Source organism: Streptomyces sp. CoH27, from assembly GCF_020181035.1.
Taxonomy (GTDB): Bacteria; Actinomycetota; Actinomycetes; order Streptomycetales; family Streptomycetaceae; genus Streptomyces; species Streptomyces camelliae.
Genome location: NZ_JAIQYY010000006.1, coordinates 21,053 through 38,894 on the forward strand (window position 1 = coordinate 21,053; position 17,842 = coordinate 38,894).

At 71.6% G+C, this 17,842-nt stretch carries 14 protein-coding genes; 9 read left to right on the top strand and 5 right to left on the bottom strand.

What is annotated here, in order from left to right; genetic code table 11:
• Positions 1-82 precede the first annotated feature (82 nt).
• From LE548_RS10805 to LE548_RS10820, 4 genes are all read left to right on the top strand, one after another.
• Positions 83-898 carry an aminoglycoside N(3)-acetyltransferase gene (locus LE548_RS10805; RefSeq protein WP_225096481.1) on the top strand — a complete coding sequence of 272 codons (816 nt, stop codon included), beginning with the start codon at positions 83-85 and terminating at the stop codon, positions 896-898.
• Positions 899-929: 31 nt separating this feature from the next.
• Entirely contained in the window at positions 930-1,853 is a 924-nt protein-coding gene (locus tag LE548_RS10810) for an ABC transporter ATP-binding protein (protein WP_225096482.1), read from the top strand.
• Between the two features lie 180 nt (positions 1,854-2,033).
• On the top strand, positions 2,034-2,807 hold the full coding sequence (locus LE548_RS10815; RefSeq protein ID WP_225096483.1) for an ABC transporter permease: 774 nt from the start codon (positions 2,034-2,036) through the stop codon (positions 2,805-2,807).
• Positions 2,808-2,861: 54 nt separating this feature from the next.
• Positions 2,862-3,866, top strand: a complete 1,005-nt coding sequence (locus LE548_RS10820) for a heme A synthase (RefSeq protein WP_225096484.1) — start codon at positions 2,862-2,864, stop codon at positions 3,864-3,866.
• Between the two features lie 13 nt (positions 3,867-3,879).
• On the opposite strand, the gene LE548_RS10825 is transcribed toward LE548_RS10820, so the two are convergent.
• The 4 genes from LE548_RS10825 to LE548_RS10840 all read right to left on the bottom strand — a co-directional run bounded on the left by LE548_RS10825 (position 3,880) and on the right by LE548_RS10840 (position 7,218).
• Positions 3,880-4,629, bottom strand: coding sequence for a nucleotidyltransferase domain-containing protein (locus tag LE548_RS10825; protein ID WP_225096485.1), 750 nt, complete (start codon positions 4,627-4,629; stop codon positions 3,880-3,882).
• A gap of 18 nt (positions 4,630-4,647) precedes the next feature.
• The gene (locus LE548_RS10830) at positions 4,648-5,754 is read right to left on the bottom strand and encodes an amidohydrolase family protein (RefSeq protein WP_225096486.1); all 1,107 of its coding nucleotides are present in this window, start codon (positions 5,752-5,754) and stop codon (positions 4,648-4,650) included.
• A gap of 90 nt (positions 5,755-5,844) precedes the next feature.
• Complete coding sequence (locus LE548_RS10835) at positions 5,845-6,165, bottom strand: hypothetical protein (RefSeq protein WP_225096487.1); 321 nt, start codon at positions 6,163-6,165, stop codon at positions 5,845-5,847.
• A gap of 81 nt (positions 6,166-6,246) precedes the next feature.
• Entirely contained in the window at positions 6,247-7,218 is a 972-nt protein-coding gene (locus LE548_RS10840) for a heme o synthase (protein WP_225096488.1), read from the bottom strand.
• A gap of 397 nt (positions 7,219-7,615) precedes the next feature.
• Here LE548_RS10840 and tkt point away from each other — a divergent pair, with 397 nt between their 5' ends.
• Genes tkt through pgl form a run of 5 tightly spaced genes read left to right on the top strand, consistent with a single transcriptional unit; the run spans position 7,616 to position 14,226 of the window.
• On the top strand, positions 7,616-9,703 hold the full coding sequence (tkt, locus tag LE548_RS10845) for a transketolase (protein ID WP_225096489.1): 2,088 nt from the start codon (positions 7,616-7,618) through the stop codon (positions 9,701-9,703).
• Between the two features lie 33 nt (positions 9,704-9,736).
• Positions 9,737-10,855, top strand: coding sequence for a transaldolase (tal, locus tag LE548_RS10850; protein WP_225096490.1), 1,119 nt, complete (start codon positions 9,737-9,739; stop codon positions 10,853-10,855).
• A gap of 1 nt (position 10,856) precedes the next feature.
• Entirely contained in the window at positions 10,857-12,395 is a 1,539-nt protein-coding gene (gene zwf / locus LE548_RS10855) for a glucose-6-phosphate dehydrogenase (RefSeq protein ID WP_225096491.1), read from the top strand.
• Positions 12,392-13,447, top strand: a complete 1,056-nt coding sequence (opcA, locus tag LE548_RS10860; RefSeq protein WP_225096492.1) for a glucose-6-phosphate dehydrogenase assembly protein OpcA — start codon at positions 12,392-12,394, stop codon at positions 13,445-13,447. The genes zwf and opcA overlap by 4 nt, the downstream gene beginning before the upstream one ends.
• Positions 13,444-14,226: a 6-phosphogluconolactonase gene (pgl, locus tag LE548_RS10865; RefSeq protein WP_225096493.1), complete on the top strand. Its 783-nt coding sequence runs from the start codon at positions 13,444-13,446 to the stop codon at positions 14,224-14,226. The genes opcA and pgl overlap by 4 nt, the downstream gene beginning before the upstream one ends.
• Positions 14,227-14,310: 84 nt before the next feature.
• On the opposite strand, the gene LE548_RS10870 is transcribed toward pgl, so the two are convergent.
• Positions 14,311-17,760: a DUF3320 domain-containing protein gene (locus LE548_RS10870; protein WP_225096494.1), complete on the bottom strand. Its 3,450-nt coding sequence runs from the start codon at positions 17,758-17,760 to the stop codon at positions 14,311-14,313.
• Positions 17,761-17,842: the final 82 nt, after the last annotated feature.

Sequence of the window (17,842 nt, forward strand, 5' to 3'; positions counted from 1 at the left end):
CGATCTTTGATCGATCATCCGGAGGGGTCTGAACAGCCAATTCGGTGGCGCCGCGCGGACCCGTCGGGAAGACTCCGGAACCATGCCGACACCCCCTCCGACCGGCCCACTTGTCACCCGGGACTCAGTCGCCGCACAGCTGCGCCTGCTCGGTGTCGAGACCGGCGAGATCCTCCTCGTGCACTCCTCGCTCAGCTCGCTCGGCTGGGTGAACGGAGGCCCGGTCGCCGTCGTCCAGGGACTCCTCGACGCCCTCGGCCCGTCCGGCACGCTGGTCGTCCCGGCCCAGTCCGGCGACCTGTCCGACCCGGCCGTGTGGGGAAATCCGCCGGTGCCCGAGAAGTGGTGGGACCGGATCCGGGCCACCATGCCGCCGTACGATCCGCTGATCACCCCCACCCGAGGCGTCGGTGTGATCCCCGAGACCGTGCGGACCTGGCCCGGAGCGCTGCGCAGCGCGCACCCGCAGACCTCCTTCGCGGCCGTCGGCCCGCACGCGCGCGCGATCACCGACGGCCACGCGTCCGACTGCCGGCTCGGCGAGCACAGCCCGCTGGCCCGGCTGGAGAAACTGGGCGCCCGGGTGCTGCTGCTGGGCGCGGGCTACGACGCCTGCACCAGCTTCCACCTGGCCGAGTACCGGATACCCGCGCCGCGCGTGGCCGTCGGCCGGCCCGCGCCCGGCGGCGGCTGGGAGACGGTGATCGAGGTCTCGATCGACTCCGACCGCTTCGACGAGCTGGGGTACGACTTCGAACGGGACCGGGACGTCGTGCGCGGCAGGGTGGGCGCGGCGGACGTACGGCTGTTCCCGGTGGCGGACGCGGTGGCCTACGCCCAGCGGTGGCTGCCGGTGCACCGGCCCCGTGCGGAGGAGTTCCCGTACCCGCACGTCTGAACGCTCCCACCCCTCCTTAGACTCTGGAGCCATGCGAAGTGAGCCCGTGGTCCAGGTCCAGGCCCTGGTGAAGCGGTACGGCACAAAGACCGCGGTGGACGGCCTCGACCTGGTGGCCGAGGCGGGCGTGACCGCCGTTCTCGGTCCCAACGGGGCCGGGAAGACGTCCACGGTCGAGACCTGCGAGGGGTACCGGAAGCCGGATTCCGGCACGGTGCGTGTCCTGGGCCTCGACCCGGTGCGGCAGTCCGCGGAGCTGCGTCCGCGTATCGGTGTGATGCTCCAGTCCGGCGGCGTGTACTCCGGTGCCCGCGCGGACGAGATGCTGCGGCACGTGGCCAAGCTGCACGCGCATCCGCTGGACGTGGACGCGCTGATCGAGCGGCTGGGCCTCGGCTCCTGCGGCCGGACCGGCTATCGCCGGCTGTCCGGCGGCCAGCAGCAGCGGCTGGCGCTGGCCATGGCCGTCGTCGGGCGCCCGGAGCTGGTCTTCCTGGACGAGCCGACCGCCGGCCTCGACCCGCAGGCCCGCCGGGCCACCTGGGACCTGGTGAAGGACCTGCGCGCCGACGGCGTCTCGGTGATCCTCACCACCCATTACATGGAAGAGGCCGAGCAGCTCGCCGACGACGTGGCGATCATCGACGGCGGCAAGGTCATCGCCCAGGGCTCCCCCGAGGAGCTGTGCAAGGGCGGCGCCGAGAACACCCTGCGCTTCACCGGCCGCCCCGGCCTCGACGTCGGCTCCCTGCTCAAGGCGCTCCCGGACGGCTGCACGGCCGCCGAGCTGACCCCGGGCAGCTACCGGGTCGTCGGCAGGGTGGACCCCCAGCTGCTGGCCACGGTCACCTCCTGGTGCGCCCAGCACGGGGTGATGCCCGACCGGATCTCGGTGGAACGGCACACCCTCGAAGACGTCTTTCTTGAGCTCACGGGCAAGGAGCTGCGTTCATGATGCCGCCGCGCACAGAGATCGGCCGGGGGTCCGGGGGTTGTCCCCCGGGAAGGCACAGCCTTGAGCTCACGGGCAAGGAGCTGCGTTCATGATGCCGCCGCGCACAGAGATCGGCCGGGGGTCCGGGGGTTGTCCCCCGGGAAGGCACAGCCTTGAGCTCACGGGCAAGGAGCTGCGCTCATGACGACCGCAACGGGTACGTACGCCCCGAAGCCGGGCGCCGCCCCCCTGCCCCGCATGATCGCGGCGCAGGCGGCCCTGGAGACCAGGATGCTGCTGCGCAACGGCGAGCAGCTGCTGCTGACGGTCGTCATCCCGACCCTGCTGCTGGCGCTCTTCAGCTCCGTGGACATCGTGGACACCGGCAAGGGCAGGGCGGTCGACTTCCTCGCCCCCGGCATCCTCGCCCTCGCCGTGATGTCGACGGCGTTCACCGGGCAGGCCATCGCGACCGGCTTCGAGCGCCGCTACGGCGTGCTGAAGCGGCTCGCCTCCTCGCCGCTGCCCCGCTGGGGCCTGATGACAGCCAAGACGGCGTCCGTGCTGGTCACCGAGGTCCTCCAGGTGATCCTGCTGACGGTGATCGCGCTCGCGCTGGGCTGGTCCCCGCACGGCAACCCCGCCGCCGTCCTGCTCCTGCTGATCCTCGGCACGGCCGCGTTCTCCGGGCTCGGGCTGCTGATGGCGGGCACCCTGAAGGCCGAGGCGACGCTGGCCGCCGCCAACCTCGTCTTCCTGCTGCTGCTCGTCGGCGGCGGGGTCATCGTCCCGCTGGACAAGTTCGGCTCGGCCGGGCAGGACGTCCTGGGCCTGCTGCCGATCTCCGCGCTGTCGGACGGCCTGCGCAGCGTGCTCCAGCACGGGGCCGGCATGCCGTGGGGTGACCTGGGGATCCTCGCGGTGTGGGCGGTCGTGGGGCTCGCGGCGGCGGGGAAATTCTTCCGCTGGGAGTGATGCCGTGAGGGACCCTCGTGAAAGCGTGCACAAGCGGCGGCCTACGATGGTGCCGTGCCAAAGCTGACCCGCGCCGACGCTGTAGCCGCCCTGCGCAACCCGCCCGCCTTCATCGCCGAACGCTGGACTCCGGGGCCCCGGACCGTGCAGCGGGCGGCCCTCGCCGCGCTCGTCATGTCGGTGGTCATCGTGGTCACCGGCGGTGCCGTACGCCTGACCGGCTCGGGCCTCGGCTGCCCGACCTGGCCCGAGTGCACGGACGGCTCACTGACGCCGACGACCGCGCTGAGCTACCACAGCGCCATCGAGTTCGGCAATCGCATGCTGACGTACGTGCTGTGCGCCGCGGTCGGCTGGGCGATCATCGCCGCCCGCTCCGAGAAGCCGTACCGGCGCAGCCTGACCCGGCTGGGCTGGGCGCAGTTCTGGCTCGTGATGGGCAACGCGGTGCTGGGCGGCATCGTGGTGCTCGTCGGCCTCAACCCGTACACGGTCGCGGCGCACTTCCTGCTGGCGACGGCGCTGACCGCGGTGGCCGTGCTGATGTGGCAGCGCACCCGCGAGGGCGACGGCGCGCCCCGGCCGCTGGTCGGCAAGGCCGTGCAGCAGCTGGTGTGGTTCCTCGTGACCGCCTCCGTCCTGCTGATCGGGGCCGGCACGGTGGTGACGGGCGCCGGACCGCACGCGGGTGACTCCAGCGACGTCAAGCGCATCCCGATCGACTGGGAGAGCGTCGCCAAGCTGCACTCCGTGTTCGCCTGGATCGTGGTGACGCTGACGTTCGCGCTGTGGTTCGTCCTCAAGGCGGTCGACTCGCCGAAGGGCCCGCTGGACCGGACGCGGGAACTGTTCATCGTGCTGCTGTGCCAGGGTGTCGTGGGTTACGTCCAGTACTTCACCCATCTGCCCGAGGCGCTGGTCGCCGCCCACATGCTCGGCTCCTGCGTGATGTGGATCTGGGTACTGCGCGTGCTGCTGTCGTTGCGGGAGCGTCCCGCGCTCGACGCCACCGTCCCGGCTCCCGCGACCGGTGACCACCTGGAGCCCGCGGCCGGCTAGAGGTGACGTCCGGTCACCGGTGAGCCGCCACGAGCGCGTCGATCGCCGGTCCCAGATATGCGCGGGTCAGCTCCGCCCGGCGGGCGCGCCAGGTGTCGTCCGCCACGGGCGCGTCCGGGTCGTACCGTCTGCGGGTGATGTCCTCGACGACCTCGACCGGAGCGCCGAGGGCCGGAAGCTCGGCGAGTGCCTCCCGCTTCGAGATCAGCCGTCCGTCGCGCAGGGTCACGGTGGCGCGGGCGAAGGTCAGCAGGCCCGCGTCGACCCAGATGTCCCGCTTCCACAGCCGGGCCCTGCGGACGTTGGGCCGCCAGAAGTCGCGCTGGTCGCGGACGACGAAGGCGCGCAGCTGCCGCTCCGGCACCGGCGGCAGCAGCCCGGCCGGTGCCTCGCCGTGCAGCACCCGGCCGAAGTCGTGCAGCTCGCGCCGGGTGACGGGCGTGACCGGGCGGCGCATGACGTGCCGGTGCGCCCAGGTGAGGTGGGACCGGTCCGGGTCGTCCAGGCCGGCCGGGGTCAGGTAGCTGCAGTGGAGCTTCGCCGCGAGCGGTTCGGTGCGCAGCCCGCGGTGCAGGGACACCACCCGGCGTATGGTCCTGAGGCTCACCGGAGCCGGGAGTACGGCGATGAGGTCCAGGTCGCTGCGGCCCTCCTGGTAGTCGCCACCGGCCAGGGAGCCGTGGGCCCACACGGCACGGGGACGCAGCGGCGCCAGGTCGGTCAGGAAACGGGCGAGCAGGGATTCCGTCGATTCCGTCGGCATGCGCCCAGTCTTGTCAGTTCACCGCAGTCCGTACACCCGGCGCGCGTTGTCCGCCGCGACCAGCCGGGCCACCCGCTGGGCGTCCTCCAGGGACCAGGCGCCGTCGGCGACCCAGCCGCCCAGGACCCGGCCCAGCGCCTCGCGGAACAGCCGGGCCCCCACGACGTGCAGCTCGGGCAGGCCCTGGGCGCCGGTGGAGAAGAGGATCTTGCCGAAGGGGGCCAGCTCCAGGATCTCGGCGAGGACCGTGGCGGCCCGGGCGCCGGTGCGTACGAGCGCGGCACCGGAGTCGGTGTAGACGTGCGCGAAGACACCGGCCAGGTGGGCGGCGTGGCGGTGGTACGGATAGCCGTGCAGCAGGACCAGATCGGTGCCGAGACCGGCGGTGGCCCGGACGAAGTCGGTGAGCAGCACCGGATCCGTGCGGTCGATGCGGGAGCCGGGCTCGCCGAGTCCCGCGTGCAGTTGGAGGGGGAGCCCGGAGGCGACGGCGATCCACAGCAGGTGCCGTAGCAGCACGGGGTCGAAGAGCGGGCCGCCGACCGGGCGCCCGGCCAGCCAGCGGCCCGCCGCGCCCCGCACCTCCCCCGGTCCCGGTGGCTCGGGGGCGAGGGCGAGGCCGTGCCGGAGCCCGGCGACGGAGGTGAAGGCGACGGCGTGCGCGGCGGCGGCGTGCACGGACTCGGCGAGGTTGGCGAGGAAGGACTCGACGGTGCCGGAGGTGTCGGCGACCTGCTCCGCGAGCAGCTCCAGCCGGACGATCTCATGGGCCTCGGCGAAGCCGGCGGAGGCCAGTTCGGCGGGCCCGGTGAGGTCGCCGGGCAGGCCGGTGTCGACGAGGTAGGTGGTGATACCGCTGCCCCGCAGGAGCCTGCGGCCCGTCTCCAGGACGCCCAGTTCCCGGCGGCGGGCCAGGTAGCGGGCGGGCGCGCAGTGGGGTTCCAGGCCGAGCAGAGGCGGGCACCAGCGCCGTACGGCGAAGCCGGTCTGGGTGTCGAAGAGGGTGGTGCCGGGTGCGGGGGGTCCCTCGGTGTGCGCCAGTTGGGCCTCGAAGGTGCCGAGGCCCAGCTCCGTCCGCAGTACGCCATGGCAGTACTGGTCCACGAGGGACGGCGTTTCGATCATCCCGGTCTCCCCGTGAGGACGTGTGCTGCCTTACACGTCCTAACGGGTGAACGGGGTTCGAGGTCGCGGTTCAGCTCGGGGGCGCGCTGTTCAACCGCCGATCTGAATGCCCGCCATCCGCTTCCACTCGTACGGCCCGGTCTTCACCTTCGCCGCGAACTCGCCGTCGAAGGACTCGTGGACGGTGATGCCGGACTTCTGCACGGCCTGCTCGGCGATGGCGTAGGTCGGGGCGACGAGGTCGCCCCAGCCGCCGTCCTCGCCGACGAGGACGATACGGGCGCCGCGTTCGCCGATGTAGGCCACCTGGCCCTCGGCACCGCCGTGCGCCTTGGCGAAGGCGCCGATCTGGTGGGCCAGCTTGGCCGCCTTGCGCTCGGCCTTCGGGTCAACCTGCTGCGTGTCTGCCATGACCAGGATGCTACTCACGAGTAGATCGACTGGCGAGAGCAGACCGCTGTGACGTACGCCCGACGGGTGCCGGCGCGTGTGTCAGCGCAGGAACGGGTCCACCGCGACCGCGACGAAGAGGATCGACACATAGGTGATCGACCAGTGGAAGAGCCGCATCTCCTTGAGCTTCGCGCCGGTCACCTCGGCCTTCGCCCGGTTCTGCAGGCCGTGCGCCTCCCAGAGCCAGAAGCCGCCGGCCGCGAGGGCGACCACCGTGTAGAACCAGCCGGTGTAACCGAGCGGGGTGAGGAGCAGCGAGACGGCGACCATCACCCAGCTGTAGATGACGATCTGCCGGGCGACGACCTTGTTGGAGGCGATGACCGGAAGCATCGGCACGCCCACGCGCGCGTAGTCCTCCTTGACCTTCATGGACAGCGGCCAGTAGTGCGGCGGGGTCCAGAAGAACATGACGAGGAAGAGGATGACCGGCGCCCAGGACATCGAGTCCGTGACCGACGACCAGCCGATGAGCACCGGGAGGCAGCCGGCGATGCCGCCCCACACGATGTTCTGCGACGTACGGCGCTTGAGGATCATCGTGTAGACGACGACGTAGAAAAGGAGCGCTCCGAGCGAGAGCCAGGCGCTCAGCCAGTTGACGGTGAATCCGAAGAGGAGCGTGGAGACGACCGCCAGGGTGATGCCGAAGGCCAGGCACTCGGGCGGGCTGACCATGCCGGTCACCAGCGGCCGCTGCGAGGTGCGGTCCATCAGCGCGTCGATGTCCCGGTCGATGTACATGTTCAGCGCGTTGGCGCCGCCCGCGGAGAGGTAGCCGCCGATGCAGGTGAGCAGGACCAGCTTCAGGTCCGGCACGCCCTTCTGGGCCAGGAACATCACCGGAACGGTGGTGATGAGCAGCAGCTCGATGATCCGCGGCTTGGTCAGAGCCACGAACGCCTTGACACGGGCCCCGAACGGCCGGTGAACCGGGCCCTGGCTCGCACCACCCAGCACGCCCGCTGGACGTGATTCGACGGCCGTCACGCACACCCCTGACAGAGACATCCCAGCAAGCCTCCCGAGTGAAGTGCCGGTAAAGGCTCGCGCGTACCACGCCACTTTAGACGTTGCCCATACCCCGCCCTTCGCGGGGGTGGGGTCGTGTTGGCGGACCCTCGAACGAGGACCGCCGGAGGATCACCGGAGAGCCCCCATAAGAGGTGACCCACCCCTCGATTGAGCGCTCAGATGACTGCCTCCGTATTCATGTGCCAAATGCCGTGTCGGCCAGTCGGGAGGCGGATCGCACAGAGTCCCGGCAGTCTGGAAACACTCGAAAAAACGCACGTCCTTACGGGGGTAGGCTCGACAGCGGCCGGCGGGCGTCAAGCACGCCGGCGGCCGGGTGGGCACCTGCCCCGAAGACCGGCGACCGACATGTGGAGAGGAGCCCTGACCCAGGGTGAGCACCAAGCCGACCACCACAGACCTTGAGTGGACCGACCTGGACCAGCGGGCCGTGGACACCGCCCGTGTCCTGGCCGCCGACGCCGTACAGAAGGTCGGCAACGGCCATCCCGGTACGGCGATGAGCCTGGCTCCGGCCGCCTACACCCTCTTCCAGAAGGTGATGCGGCACGACCCCGCCGACCCCGACTGGGTCGGACGCGACCGCTTCGTGCTGTCCGCCGGCCACTCGTCCCTGACCCTCTACACCCAGCTGTACCTGGCCGGCTTCGGCCTGGAGCTGGACGACCTGAAGGCCTTCCGGACGTGGGGTTCGAAGACCCCGGGCCACCCGGAGTACGGACACACCAAGGGCGTGGAGACCACGACCGGTCCGCTGGGCCAGGGTGTCGCCAACGCGGTGGGCATGGCGATGGCCGCCCGCTACGAGCGCGGTCTGTTCGACCCGGAGGCCCCGCAGGGCGAGTCGCCCTTCGACCACTTCGTGTACTGCATCGCCGGTGACGGCTGCCTCCAGGAGGGCATCTCCGCCGAGGCGTCCTCGCTGGCCGGCCACCAGAAGCTCGGCAACCTGATCCTGCTGTGGGACGACAACCACATCTCGATCGAGGGCGACACCGAGACGGCCGTCTCCGAGGACACCGTCAAGCGCTACGAGGCCTACGGCTGGCACGTGCAGCGCGTGGAGGCCCAGGACAACGGCGACCTGGACCCGGCCGCCATCTACGACGCGATCCAGAAGGCCAAGGCCGTCACGGACAAGCCGTCCTTCATCGCGATGCGCTCGATCATCGCCTGGCCGGCCCCGAACGCGCAGAACACCGAGGCCGCGCACGGCTCGGCACTGGGCGACGAGGAGGTCGCTGCCACCAAGCGCGTCCTCGGCTTCGACCCGGAGCAGACCTTCGAGGTCTCCGACGAGGTCATCGCCCACACCCGCAAGGCCCTGGAGCGCGGCGCGCAGGCCAAGGCCGAGTGGGAGAAGTCGCTCCAGGTGTGGCGCGACGAGAACGCCGAGCGGGCCGCCGAGTTCGACCGGATCAGCAAGGGCGAGCTGCCCGCCGGCTGGGAGGAGAAGCTCCCGGTCTTCGAGCCCGGCAAGGGCGTCGCGACGCGTGCCGCGTCCGGCAAGGTGCTGCAGGCGCTCGGCGCGGTCATCCCGGAGCTGTGGGGCGGTTCGGCCGACCTCGCCGGGTCGAACAACACGACCATCGACAAGGACAGCTCCTTCCTGCCCGAGGGCAACCCGCTGCCGGAGGCCAACCCCTACGGCCGCACCATCCACTACGGCATCCGTGAGCACTCCATGGGCGCCGAGATGAACGGCATCGCCCTGCACGGCAACACCCGTATCTACGGCGGCACGTTCCTCGTCTTCTCCGACTACATGCGCAACGCGGTGCGCCTGTCGGCCCTGATGCACCTGCCGGTGACGTACGTGTGGACGCACGACTCCATCGGTCTCGGCGAGGACGGCCCGACCCACCAGCCGGTCGAGCACCTGGCCTCGCTGCGCGCCATCCCGGGCCTGAACATCGTCCGCCCGGCCGACGCCAACGAGACCGCGATCGCCTGGCGCGAGGTCCTCAAGCGCTACACCAAGGAGTTCGGCAAGGGACAGCCGCACGGCTTCGCCCTCACCCGCCAGGGTGTGCCGACGTACGAGCCCAACGAGGACGCCGCGCGCGGTGGTTACGTCCTCTTCGAGGCGGAAGGCGGCGATGCGCAGGTGATCCTGATCGCCACCGGTTCCGAGGTGCACGTGGCCGTCGAGGCGCGTGAGCAGCTCCAGGCGGAGGGCGTCCCGACGCGGGTCGTGTCGATGCCGTCCGTGGAGTGGTTCGAGGAGCAGGACCAGGGGTACCGGGACTCCGTGCTCCCGCCGTCGGTCAAGGCCCGGGTCGCGGTCGAGGCGGGTATCGGACTGACCTGGCACAAGTACGTCGGGGACGCCGGCCGCATCGTTTCCCTGGAGCACTTCGGTGCTTCCGCGGACGGCAAGGTGCTCTTCCGTGAATTCGGTTTCACTGCCGAAAACGTGGCCGCCAAGGCCCGGGAATCCATCGCCGCCGCCCAGCGCTGACGCTCATATACGACACGTAGGAGATGTAATTCCATGACAGACGCACTCAAGCGCCTCTCCGACGAAGGCGTCGCGATCTGGCTGGACGACCTGTCGCGCAAGCGGATCACGTCCGGCAACCTCGCCGAGCTGATCGACCAGCAGCACGTCGTGGGCGTCACCACCAACCCGACGATCTTCCAGAAGGCGATCAGCGGCGGCGACGGCTACGAGCAGCAGGTCGCCGACCTCGCCGCCCGCAAGGTCACCGTCGAAGAGGCCATCCGCATGATCACCACGGCGGACGTCCGCGACGCCGCCGACATCCTGCGCCCGGTCTTCGACGCCACGGACGGCCAGGACGGCCGGGTCTCCATCGAGGTGGACCCCCGTCTCGCCCACAACACCAAGGCGACCGTCGCCGAGGCCAAGCAGCTGGCCTGGCTGGTGGACCGCCCCAACACCCTGATCAAGATCCCGGCCACCCAGGCGGGCCTGCCGGCGATCACCGAGGTCATCGGCCTCGGCATCAGCGTCAACGTCACGCTGATCTTCTCCCTGGAGCGCTACCGCGCGGTCATGGACGCCTACCTCTCCGGCCTGGAGAAGGCCAAGGAGCGCGGCCTCGACCTGTCGCTCATCCGTTCCGTGGCGTCGTTCTTCGTGTCCCGCGTGGACACCGAGATCGACAAGCGCCTCGACGCCCTCGGCACCGACGAGGCCAAGGCGCTGCGCGGCAAGGCCGCCGTCGCCAACGCGCGCCTCGCCTACCAGGCGTACGAGGAGGTCTTCTCCTCCGGCCGCTGGCAGGCGCTGGAGAACGCGGGCGCCCGCAAGCAGCGTCCGCTGTGGGCGTCGACCGGCGTGAAGGACCCGGCCTACCAGGACACGATGTACGTCACCGACCTGGTCGCGCCGAACACGGTCAACACCATGCCGGAGGCCACCCTGGAGGCCACCGAGGACCACGGCGAGATCACCGGCGACACCATCTCCGGGACGTACGAGCAGGCGTCCGCCGACCTCGACGCGGTGGAGAAGCTCGGGATCTCGTACGACGACGTGGTCCAGGTGCTGGAGGACGAGGGCGTCGAGAAGTTCGAGGCGTCCTGGAACGACCTGCTGAAGTCGACCGAGGCGGAGCTCAAGCGCCTCGCCCCCTCGGAGGGTTGATTTGTCACCCCTTGCTGGTTCCGGAGCGAACCCGCTTCGTGACCCGGCCGACCGACGGCTCCCGCGTATCGCGGGGCCGTCGGGCCTGGTCATCTTCGGCGTCACGGGCGACCTGTCGCGCAAGAAGCTGATGCCCGCGGTGTACGACCTCGCCAACCGGGGTCTGCTGCCGCCGGGCTTCTCGCTGGTGGGCTTCGCCCGCCGCGAATGGGAGAACGAGGACTTCGCCCAGGAGGTCCACGACGCCGTCAAGGCGCACGCCCGCACACCGTTCCGTGAGGAGGTCTGGCAGCAGCTCATCCAGGGGATGCGCTTCGTCCAGGGCACCTTCGACGACGACGATGCCTTCGAGCGGCTGCGCGCCACCATCGAGGAGCTGGACAAGGCCCAGGGCACGGGCGGCAACTTCGCCTTCTACCTGTCGGTGCCGCCGCGCTCCTTCCCCGTCGTCATCCAGCAGCTGAAGAAGCACGGGCTGGCCGACCAGTCGGGCGGTTCCTGGCGGCGCGCGGTCATCGAGAAGCCGTTCGGCCACGACCTGACGTCGGCCGAGGAGCTGAACAAGGTCGTGCACGAGGTGTTCGAGCCGGACCAGGTGTTCCGGATCGACCACTACCTCGGCAAGGAGACCGTCCAGAACATCCTGGCGCTGCGCTTCGCCAATACCATGTTCGAGCCGATCTGGAACCGGTCCTTCGTGGACCATGTGCAGATCACCATGGCCGAGGACATCGGCATCGGCGGCCGCGCCGGCTACTACGACGGCATCGGCGCCGCCCGTGACGTCATCCAGAACCACCTGCTCCAGCTCATGGCCCTCACGGCCATGGAGGAGCCCGCCTCCTTCGACGCGTCCGCGCTGGCCGCCGAGAAGGAGAAGGTGCTCGGTGCCGTACGGCTGCCGAAGGACCTGGGCGCCTCGACCGTGCGCGGTCAGTACGCGGCCGGCTGGCAGGGCGGCGAGAAGGTCATCGGCTACCTCGAAGAGGACGGCACCGACGCCGCGTCGAAGACCGACACCTACGCCGCGATCAAGCTGGAGATCGACAACCGCCGCTGGGCGGGCGTCCCGTTCTATCTGCGTACCGGCAAGCGCCTCGGCCGCCGGGTGACGGAGATCGCGGTCGTCTTCCAGCGGGCCCCGCACTCCCCGTTCGACACCACGGCGACGGAGGAGCTGGGCCAGAACGCGATCGTCATCCGCGTCCAGCCCGACGAGGGCGTCACGGTCCGCTTCGGCTCGAAGGTGCCGGGCACCTCGATGGAGATCCGGGACGTGTCGATGGACTTCGCCTACGGCGAGTCGTTCACCGAGTCGTCGCCGGAGGCGTACGAGCGGCTCATCCTGGACGTGCTGCTGGGCGACGCCAACCTCTTCCCGCGCACGGAGGAGGTCGAGCTGTCCTGGAAGATCCTCGACCCGATCGAGGAGTACTGGGACACGCACGGCAAGCCCGCGCAGTACCCGTCGGGCACCTGGGGCCCCGCCGAGGCGGACGAGATGCTCGCACGAGACGGACGGAGCTGGCGCCGGCCATGAAGATAGACCTGACCGACACCACCGCCGGCGACATCAACAAGGCGCTCGTCCAGGGCCGCCGGGCCATCGGCACCCCTGCCGTCGGCATGGTCCTGACCCTCGTCATCGTCACCGACGAGGAGAACGCCTACGACGCCCTGAAGGCCGCCAACGACGCCTCGCGCGAGCACCCCTCGCGCACGCTCGTGGTCATCAAGCGGGTCTCCCGCACCCCGCGCGACCGTACGACGTCCCGGCTGGACGCCGAGGTGCGGGTGGGCGCGGACGCGGGCACCGGCGAGACGGTCGTGCTGCGGCTGTACGGCGAGGTCGCCGACCACGCCGACTCGGTCGTGCTGCCGCTGCTGCTGCCGGACGCCCCGGTCGTGGTGTGGTGGCCGGTGAACGCGCCGCTGGATCCGGCGAAGGACCCGCTGGGCGCGCTGGCCCAGCGCCGGGTCACCGACACCTATGCCGCCGAGCAGCCGGTGCGGGAGCTGTCGGCCCGCGCCGCGGCCTACACGCCCGGTGACACCGACCTGTCCTGGACCCGGATCACGCCGTGGCGCTCGATGCTCGCGGCGGCCCTGGACCAGGTCACGTGCGAGGTGCGGGGCGTCGAGGTGGAGGGCGAGGAGTTCAACCCGAGCTGTGAGCTGCTGGCGATGTGGCTCGCGGACCGGCTGGACGTCCCCGTCAAGCGCTCCCGGTCCTCCGGTCCCGGGCTGACGGCCGTCCGCATGGACACCTCCTGCGGCCCGATCGTCCTGGACCGCGCGGACGGCTCACTGGCCACGCTGTCCATCGAGGGCCAGCCGGCCCGTGCGGTGGCGCTCAAGCGGCGGGAGACCGCCGAGCTGATCGCGGAGGAACTGCGCCGGCTCGACCCGGACGACACCTACGCATCGGCGCTGCGCTACGGTGTGGAGCGGCTGAACCCGGTCCCGGCACAGCAGGCGGTCGAGCCGGTCGCCGAGCCCGAACCGGTGACGGAGGCGGCCAAGGCGCCCGCGAAGAAGGCGGCGGCCAAGACGGCCAAGAAGGCTCCGGCACGGAAGGCGGCGGCGAAGTGAGCGTCCCCCAGCTGGTCGTCCACCGCGACAAGGAACTGATGGCGCAGGCCGCCGCGGCCCGCCTCATCACGAAGATCGTGGACGCGCAGGCCTCCCGGGGCAGCGCCTCCGTGGTCCTCACCGGTGGCCGCAACGGCAACGGCCTGCTGGCCGCGCTCGCGGCGGCGCCCGCGCGGGACGCCATCGACTGGGGCCGGCTCGACCTGTGGTGGGGCGACGAGCGCTACCTCCCCGAGGGCGACCCCGAGCGCAATGTCACGCAGGCCCGCGCGGCCCTGCTGGACGCCGTACCGCTGGACCCGGAGCGCGTGCACGCCATGCCCGCCTCCGACGGCCCGTTCGGTGCGGACGTGGAGGCGGCGGCGGAGGCGTACGCGGCGGAGCTGGCGAAGGCGGCCGGGCCGGAGAACCATGGCTCGGTACCCACCTTCGACGTGCTCATGCTGGGCGTCGGCCCGGACACCCATGTGGCCTCGCTCTTCCCGGAGCTGCCGGCCGTACGGGAGACCGAGCGCACGGTGGTCGGCGTCCACGGCGCGCCCAAGCCCCCGCCGACCCGGATCTCCCTCACCCTCCCGGCGATCCGCGCGGCCCGCGAGGTCTGGCTGCTCGCGGCCGGCGAGGACAAGGCGGAGGCGGCCGCCATCGCCCTGTCGGGCGCGGGCGAGATCCAGGCTCCGGCAGCGGGTGCGTACGGCCGCTCCCGGACGCTGTGGCTCCTGGACTCGGCGGCGGCCTCGCAGCTGCCGAGGTCGCTGTATCCGCCGGCGTCGCCGTGAGCCTCGGCTGAGCGCGGGGCGGCGGGGTTTCGACCCCGCCGCCCCGTTTTTTTCGTGAGGTCGCCGGCCGGCGCTTTCCTGAGGTCACCAGCCGGCGCGGCGCACGGCGCTGACCCGGTCCGGCCCGCCGTCGAGCTCGCCCCGGCGGCGCAGTTCCGCGAGGTCCGCGGCCAGGCGGTCCCGGATGTCCTTGCCGGTGCGGCGCCAGCCGAAGAACTCGCAGGCCTGCTTGATCAGTTCGTCCTCGGACATGCCGGGGCATTCGGCGGCCAGCTCGTACAGCACCCGGTGCCGCTCGGCCGGTGCGATGTGGAGTACCTTGCGGGGTGGAGTGCCGTCCTGAGGGTGCCGCGCCTTCACCTCGTCCCGGACCGTCACGTCGTAGAAGGCGTCGTCCGCGCGGACCTGTCCGGAGCGGACCAGGGTGCGGGCCACCTCCCGGACGTTGTCCCGGATGCGGTTGCCGGCGCGGCCGACGCCCCAGGCCTCGCGTGCCCGCTGGACCAGCAGGTCCTCGTGGATCGGGCCCTCGGTCTCGATGATCTGCGCCAGTACCTTGCGCAGCGCGGGCCGGGCCTGCGGTGTGTGCAGTTCATGGCGTGGCACGACCGTGACGGCACTGGTCCGGTAAGGGACGCTCCACTCGCGTGCGGTCCCGGTGTCCACGGGCACGCGTTCGTACTCCACCTCCGTCTGCCGCGGGATGCGGCCGTGCTCGTCGCCGCCCGAGGGCGGTGCGGTGTCCGCCCCCTCCCCCGCGGCGGGCCGCGGCGTGGCAGGCGCCGTGGTGAGCGGACCTTGGGCGACGGCCTGTTCGACCGCTTCCCGCAGCCGCAGTTCGGCGGCCGGCCGGCCTCGGTACCAGTCGGTGCCCCAGATGCGGTGCAGCCGCCAGCCGAGCCCGTTCAGGACCTGTTCGCGCAGCCGGTCCCGGTCCCGGGCGGCCTTGGCGGAGTGGTACATGGCCCCGTCGCACTCGACGCCGAGGGCGAAGGCGCCGGGCAGCTCCGGGTGGCGTACGCCCAGGTCGATGCGGTAGCCGGCGACACCGACCTGGGGCTGCACCTGGTAGCCCCAGCCGCGCAGCACCGCGAGGACGGACTCCTCGAAGGGACTCTCCGGCTCGGCGTCGCTCTGCACGACGTCCCGGGCGAGGATCGACGGGCCGTTCTCGGCGTAGTCGAGGTAGCGCTTCAGGTACTGCACGCTGTCGTTGGGGCTGTCCGGCAGGCCGGCGGCGCGGAAGGAGGCCACGACCTCCATGCGGTAGCGGGCGCGGGTCACGGCCACGTTGAGGCGGCGCCAGCCCCCGCTCTTGTTGATCGGGCCGAAGTTGAGCCCCACCCTGCCGTGTTCGTCGGGGCCGTAGCCCACGGACATGATCATCACATCGCGCTCGTCGCCCTGTACCGACTCCAGGTTCTTGACGAAGAACCCGTCGAGGCGGTCCTCGGTGAAGCAGTGGTCCAGGTCGGGGCGGGCCAGCCGGGCCTGCTGCACGGCCTGGTCGATGGCGGAGGCCTGGGCCTGGGAGAGCGCGACGACGCCGAGGCTCTTGCCGGGGCGGGTGTCGAAGTGGTGCAGGACCCGGCGGGCGACGAACTCCGCCTCCTCGCGGTTGTCCCGGCGCCGTCCCCGGTCGTAGACGCCGTCGGTCTTCAGGAAGGCGACGCCGACGTCGTTGCCCTCGTCGAGGGCCCCGGGGAAGGTGATCATCGAGTTGTCGTAGAACTCGTGGTTGCTGAAGGTGATCAGGTTCTCGTGGCGGCTGCGGTAGTGCCAGCGCAGCGGCAGTTCCCGCAGGGCGCCGGCCTTGCAGGCCTGCAGCAGGGACTCGAAGGAGTCCGGGACGTCCTCGGCGTACTCGTCGGAGTCGTCGTCGACGGAGGAGTCGAAGAAGGAGGTCGGGGGCAACTGCCTGTCGTCACCGGCGACGATCAGCGTACGGCCCCGGTAGATGCAGTTGACCGCGTCGCTGGGGCGGACCTGGGAGGCCTCGTCGAAGACGACGACGTCGAACTGGAAGTCCGGCGGCAGAAACTGACTGACCGTCAGGGGACTCATCATGAAACACGGCTTGACGGCCTGCACGACTTCGCGGGCTCTGCCGAGCAGTTCGCGCACCGGCATGTGCCGCGTCTTCTTCTCGGCCTCCCGGATGACGACCGCCGCACCGCCACCGCCGAAGCTGCGGGGCCGGCGCTTGTTGCACGCCTCGGTCACCGCTCCCCCGGCGGCCGCGATCAGCCGCCGGTCGGCCTCCTGGAAGTCGGCCACGCGCGCGTCCAGGTCCTCGGCGCGGGTGCTGCGCAGGCGCGGGTCGGCGGCGAGGACGCCGTCCGCCCAGGCGCGCAGCAGCGCCTGCTCGACGATGTCCGGCAGGCGCCGCGGGTCGAGTCCGCGCTCGGCCGCGCCCGCGACCAGGCCGTCCGCCCCGTGCCGGGCGAGAACGGCGAGCCCGTCGCGGTGGGCACGCCACACCTCGGGACCCTCCGGATCGGCGAGCAGGGTGTCGATGGCCTGCTCGGCCTGGTCCAGGGGTCCGAGCAGGGAGGGCGACAGCCGGGTGCGGGCAGCCGTGTCGAAGAGGTCGAGCAGGTCCGTCACGGCTCGGTTCCAGCGCTCGGTCCGGGTCTCGGCGGCCGCACACCAGGCACCGAGCGAGCTGCGGACGTGCTCGGCGAGCAGAGCGGGGAGCTGGTCGGGTTCGGCCTGGTCGGCCAGTCGGTCCGCGAGCAGGTCGCGGCGCTGGGCGTCCCGGCCGAGCGTCTCGATGCGGTCGGCCGTCGCGAGGGCCCGGTCCAGCTCCCCGCACGCGTCCGGGGTGTGCGGCGTGTACCTGCCGAGCAGGGCGGTGTGCACCCCGGTCAGGCGCGTCACCTCGGCGGCGGCGTGCTGCCAGGCCAGCGCCTGCTCCAGCCGGCCGGCCAGCGCCTTGTCCCAGGAGCCGGCCCTGGTCAGGCCGGCCACTCGCCGGCGGTCCTCCTTGTACTGTGCCGAGAAGCGGGCCATGACGCCGCGGTGCTGCTCGGCGAAGCGGCGCACCAGGGCGGGCAGGTCGGTGGCGGTGAGGACCTGTTCGCCGAAGACGTCCTCGGCCTGCGCTCGGGCCACGGCCTGCGCGTCGACAGCCGTACGCAGGTCCCGGGCCGCCGCGTGGGCCCGGCGCAGGATGTCGGTGTCGAACCAGCCGCGGAGCGGGCGGTGGCCGTCCGTCGTCAGGTCGGCCAGCTCGCACAGGGCGAACGCGGTCTCGGCGCGCTCGGGCTTCGGCATGCCGAGCAGGTCGGCGAGCTGGGCGACCTGAGTGGTGACGTCCTCCGGCAGACCGCCGTCCTCCTGCTCCGCCGGCCGGCCGGCGAGCCCGGCCCGCAGGCCGCGCACGAGCTGCTGGACCTCACGCACCGAGCGGGGTTCGTCCTGGGTGGCGGCGAAGGGGCGGCGTCCGGCCGCCGTCAGCAGGGCGCCGAGGGCGTCGGCGGCCTCGGCGACCACCTGGTGGGCGGAGCCGCCGGCCAGTGCCGCGGCAGGCAACGTCTGCCCGTCAAGGAGCGGCGTCCGGTGCGTGCTCTCGGCGTGCCGGCCGGAAGCCCTCGTACTGGACGTACTTGGGCTT

Coding starts and splice junctions, on each gene's coding strand:
- LE548_RS10805 (WP_225096481.1), top strand. CDS start 83: ATGCCGACACCCCCTCCGACCGGCCCACTTGTCACCCGGGACTCAGTC.
- LE548_RS10810 (WP_225096482.1), top strand. CDS start 930: ATGCGAAGTGAGCCCGTGGTCCAGGTCCAGGCCCTGGTGAAGCGGTAC.
- LE548_RS10815 (WP_225096483.1), top strand. CDS start 2,034: ATGACGACCGCAACGGGTACGTACGCCCCGAAGCCGGGCGCCGCCCCC.
- LE548_RS10825 (WP_225096485.1), bottom strand. CDS start 4,629: ATGCCGACGGAATCGACGGAATCCCTGCTCGCCCGTTTCCTGACCGAC.
- LE548_RS10830 (WP_225096486.1), bottom strand. CDS start 5,754: ATGATCGAAACGCCGTCCCTCGTGGACCAGTACTGCCATGGCGTACTG.
- LE548_RS10835 (WP_225096487.1), bottom strand. CDS start 6,165: ATGGCAGACACGCAGCAGGTTGACCCGAAGGCCGAGCGCAAGGCGGCC.
- LE548_RS10840 (WP_225096488.1), bottom strand. CDS start 7,218: ATGTCTCTGTCAGGGGTGTGCGTGACGGCCGTCGAATCACGTCCAGCG.
- tal (WP_225096490.1), top strand. CDS start 9,737: ATGACAGACGCACTCAAGCGCCTCTCCGACGAAGGCGTCGCGATCTGG.
- opcA (WP_225096492.1), top strand. CDS start 12,392: ATGAAGATAGACCTGACCGACACCACCGCCGGCGACATCAACAAGGCG.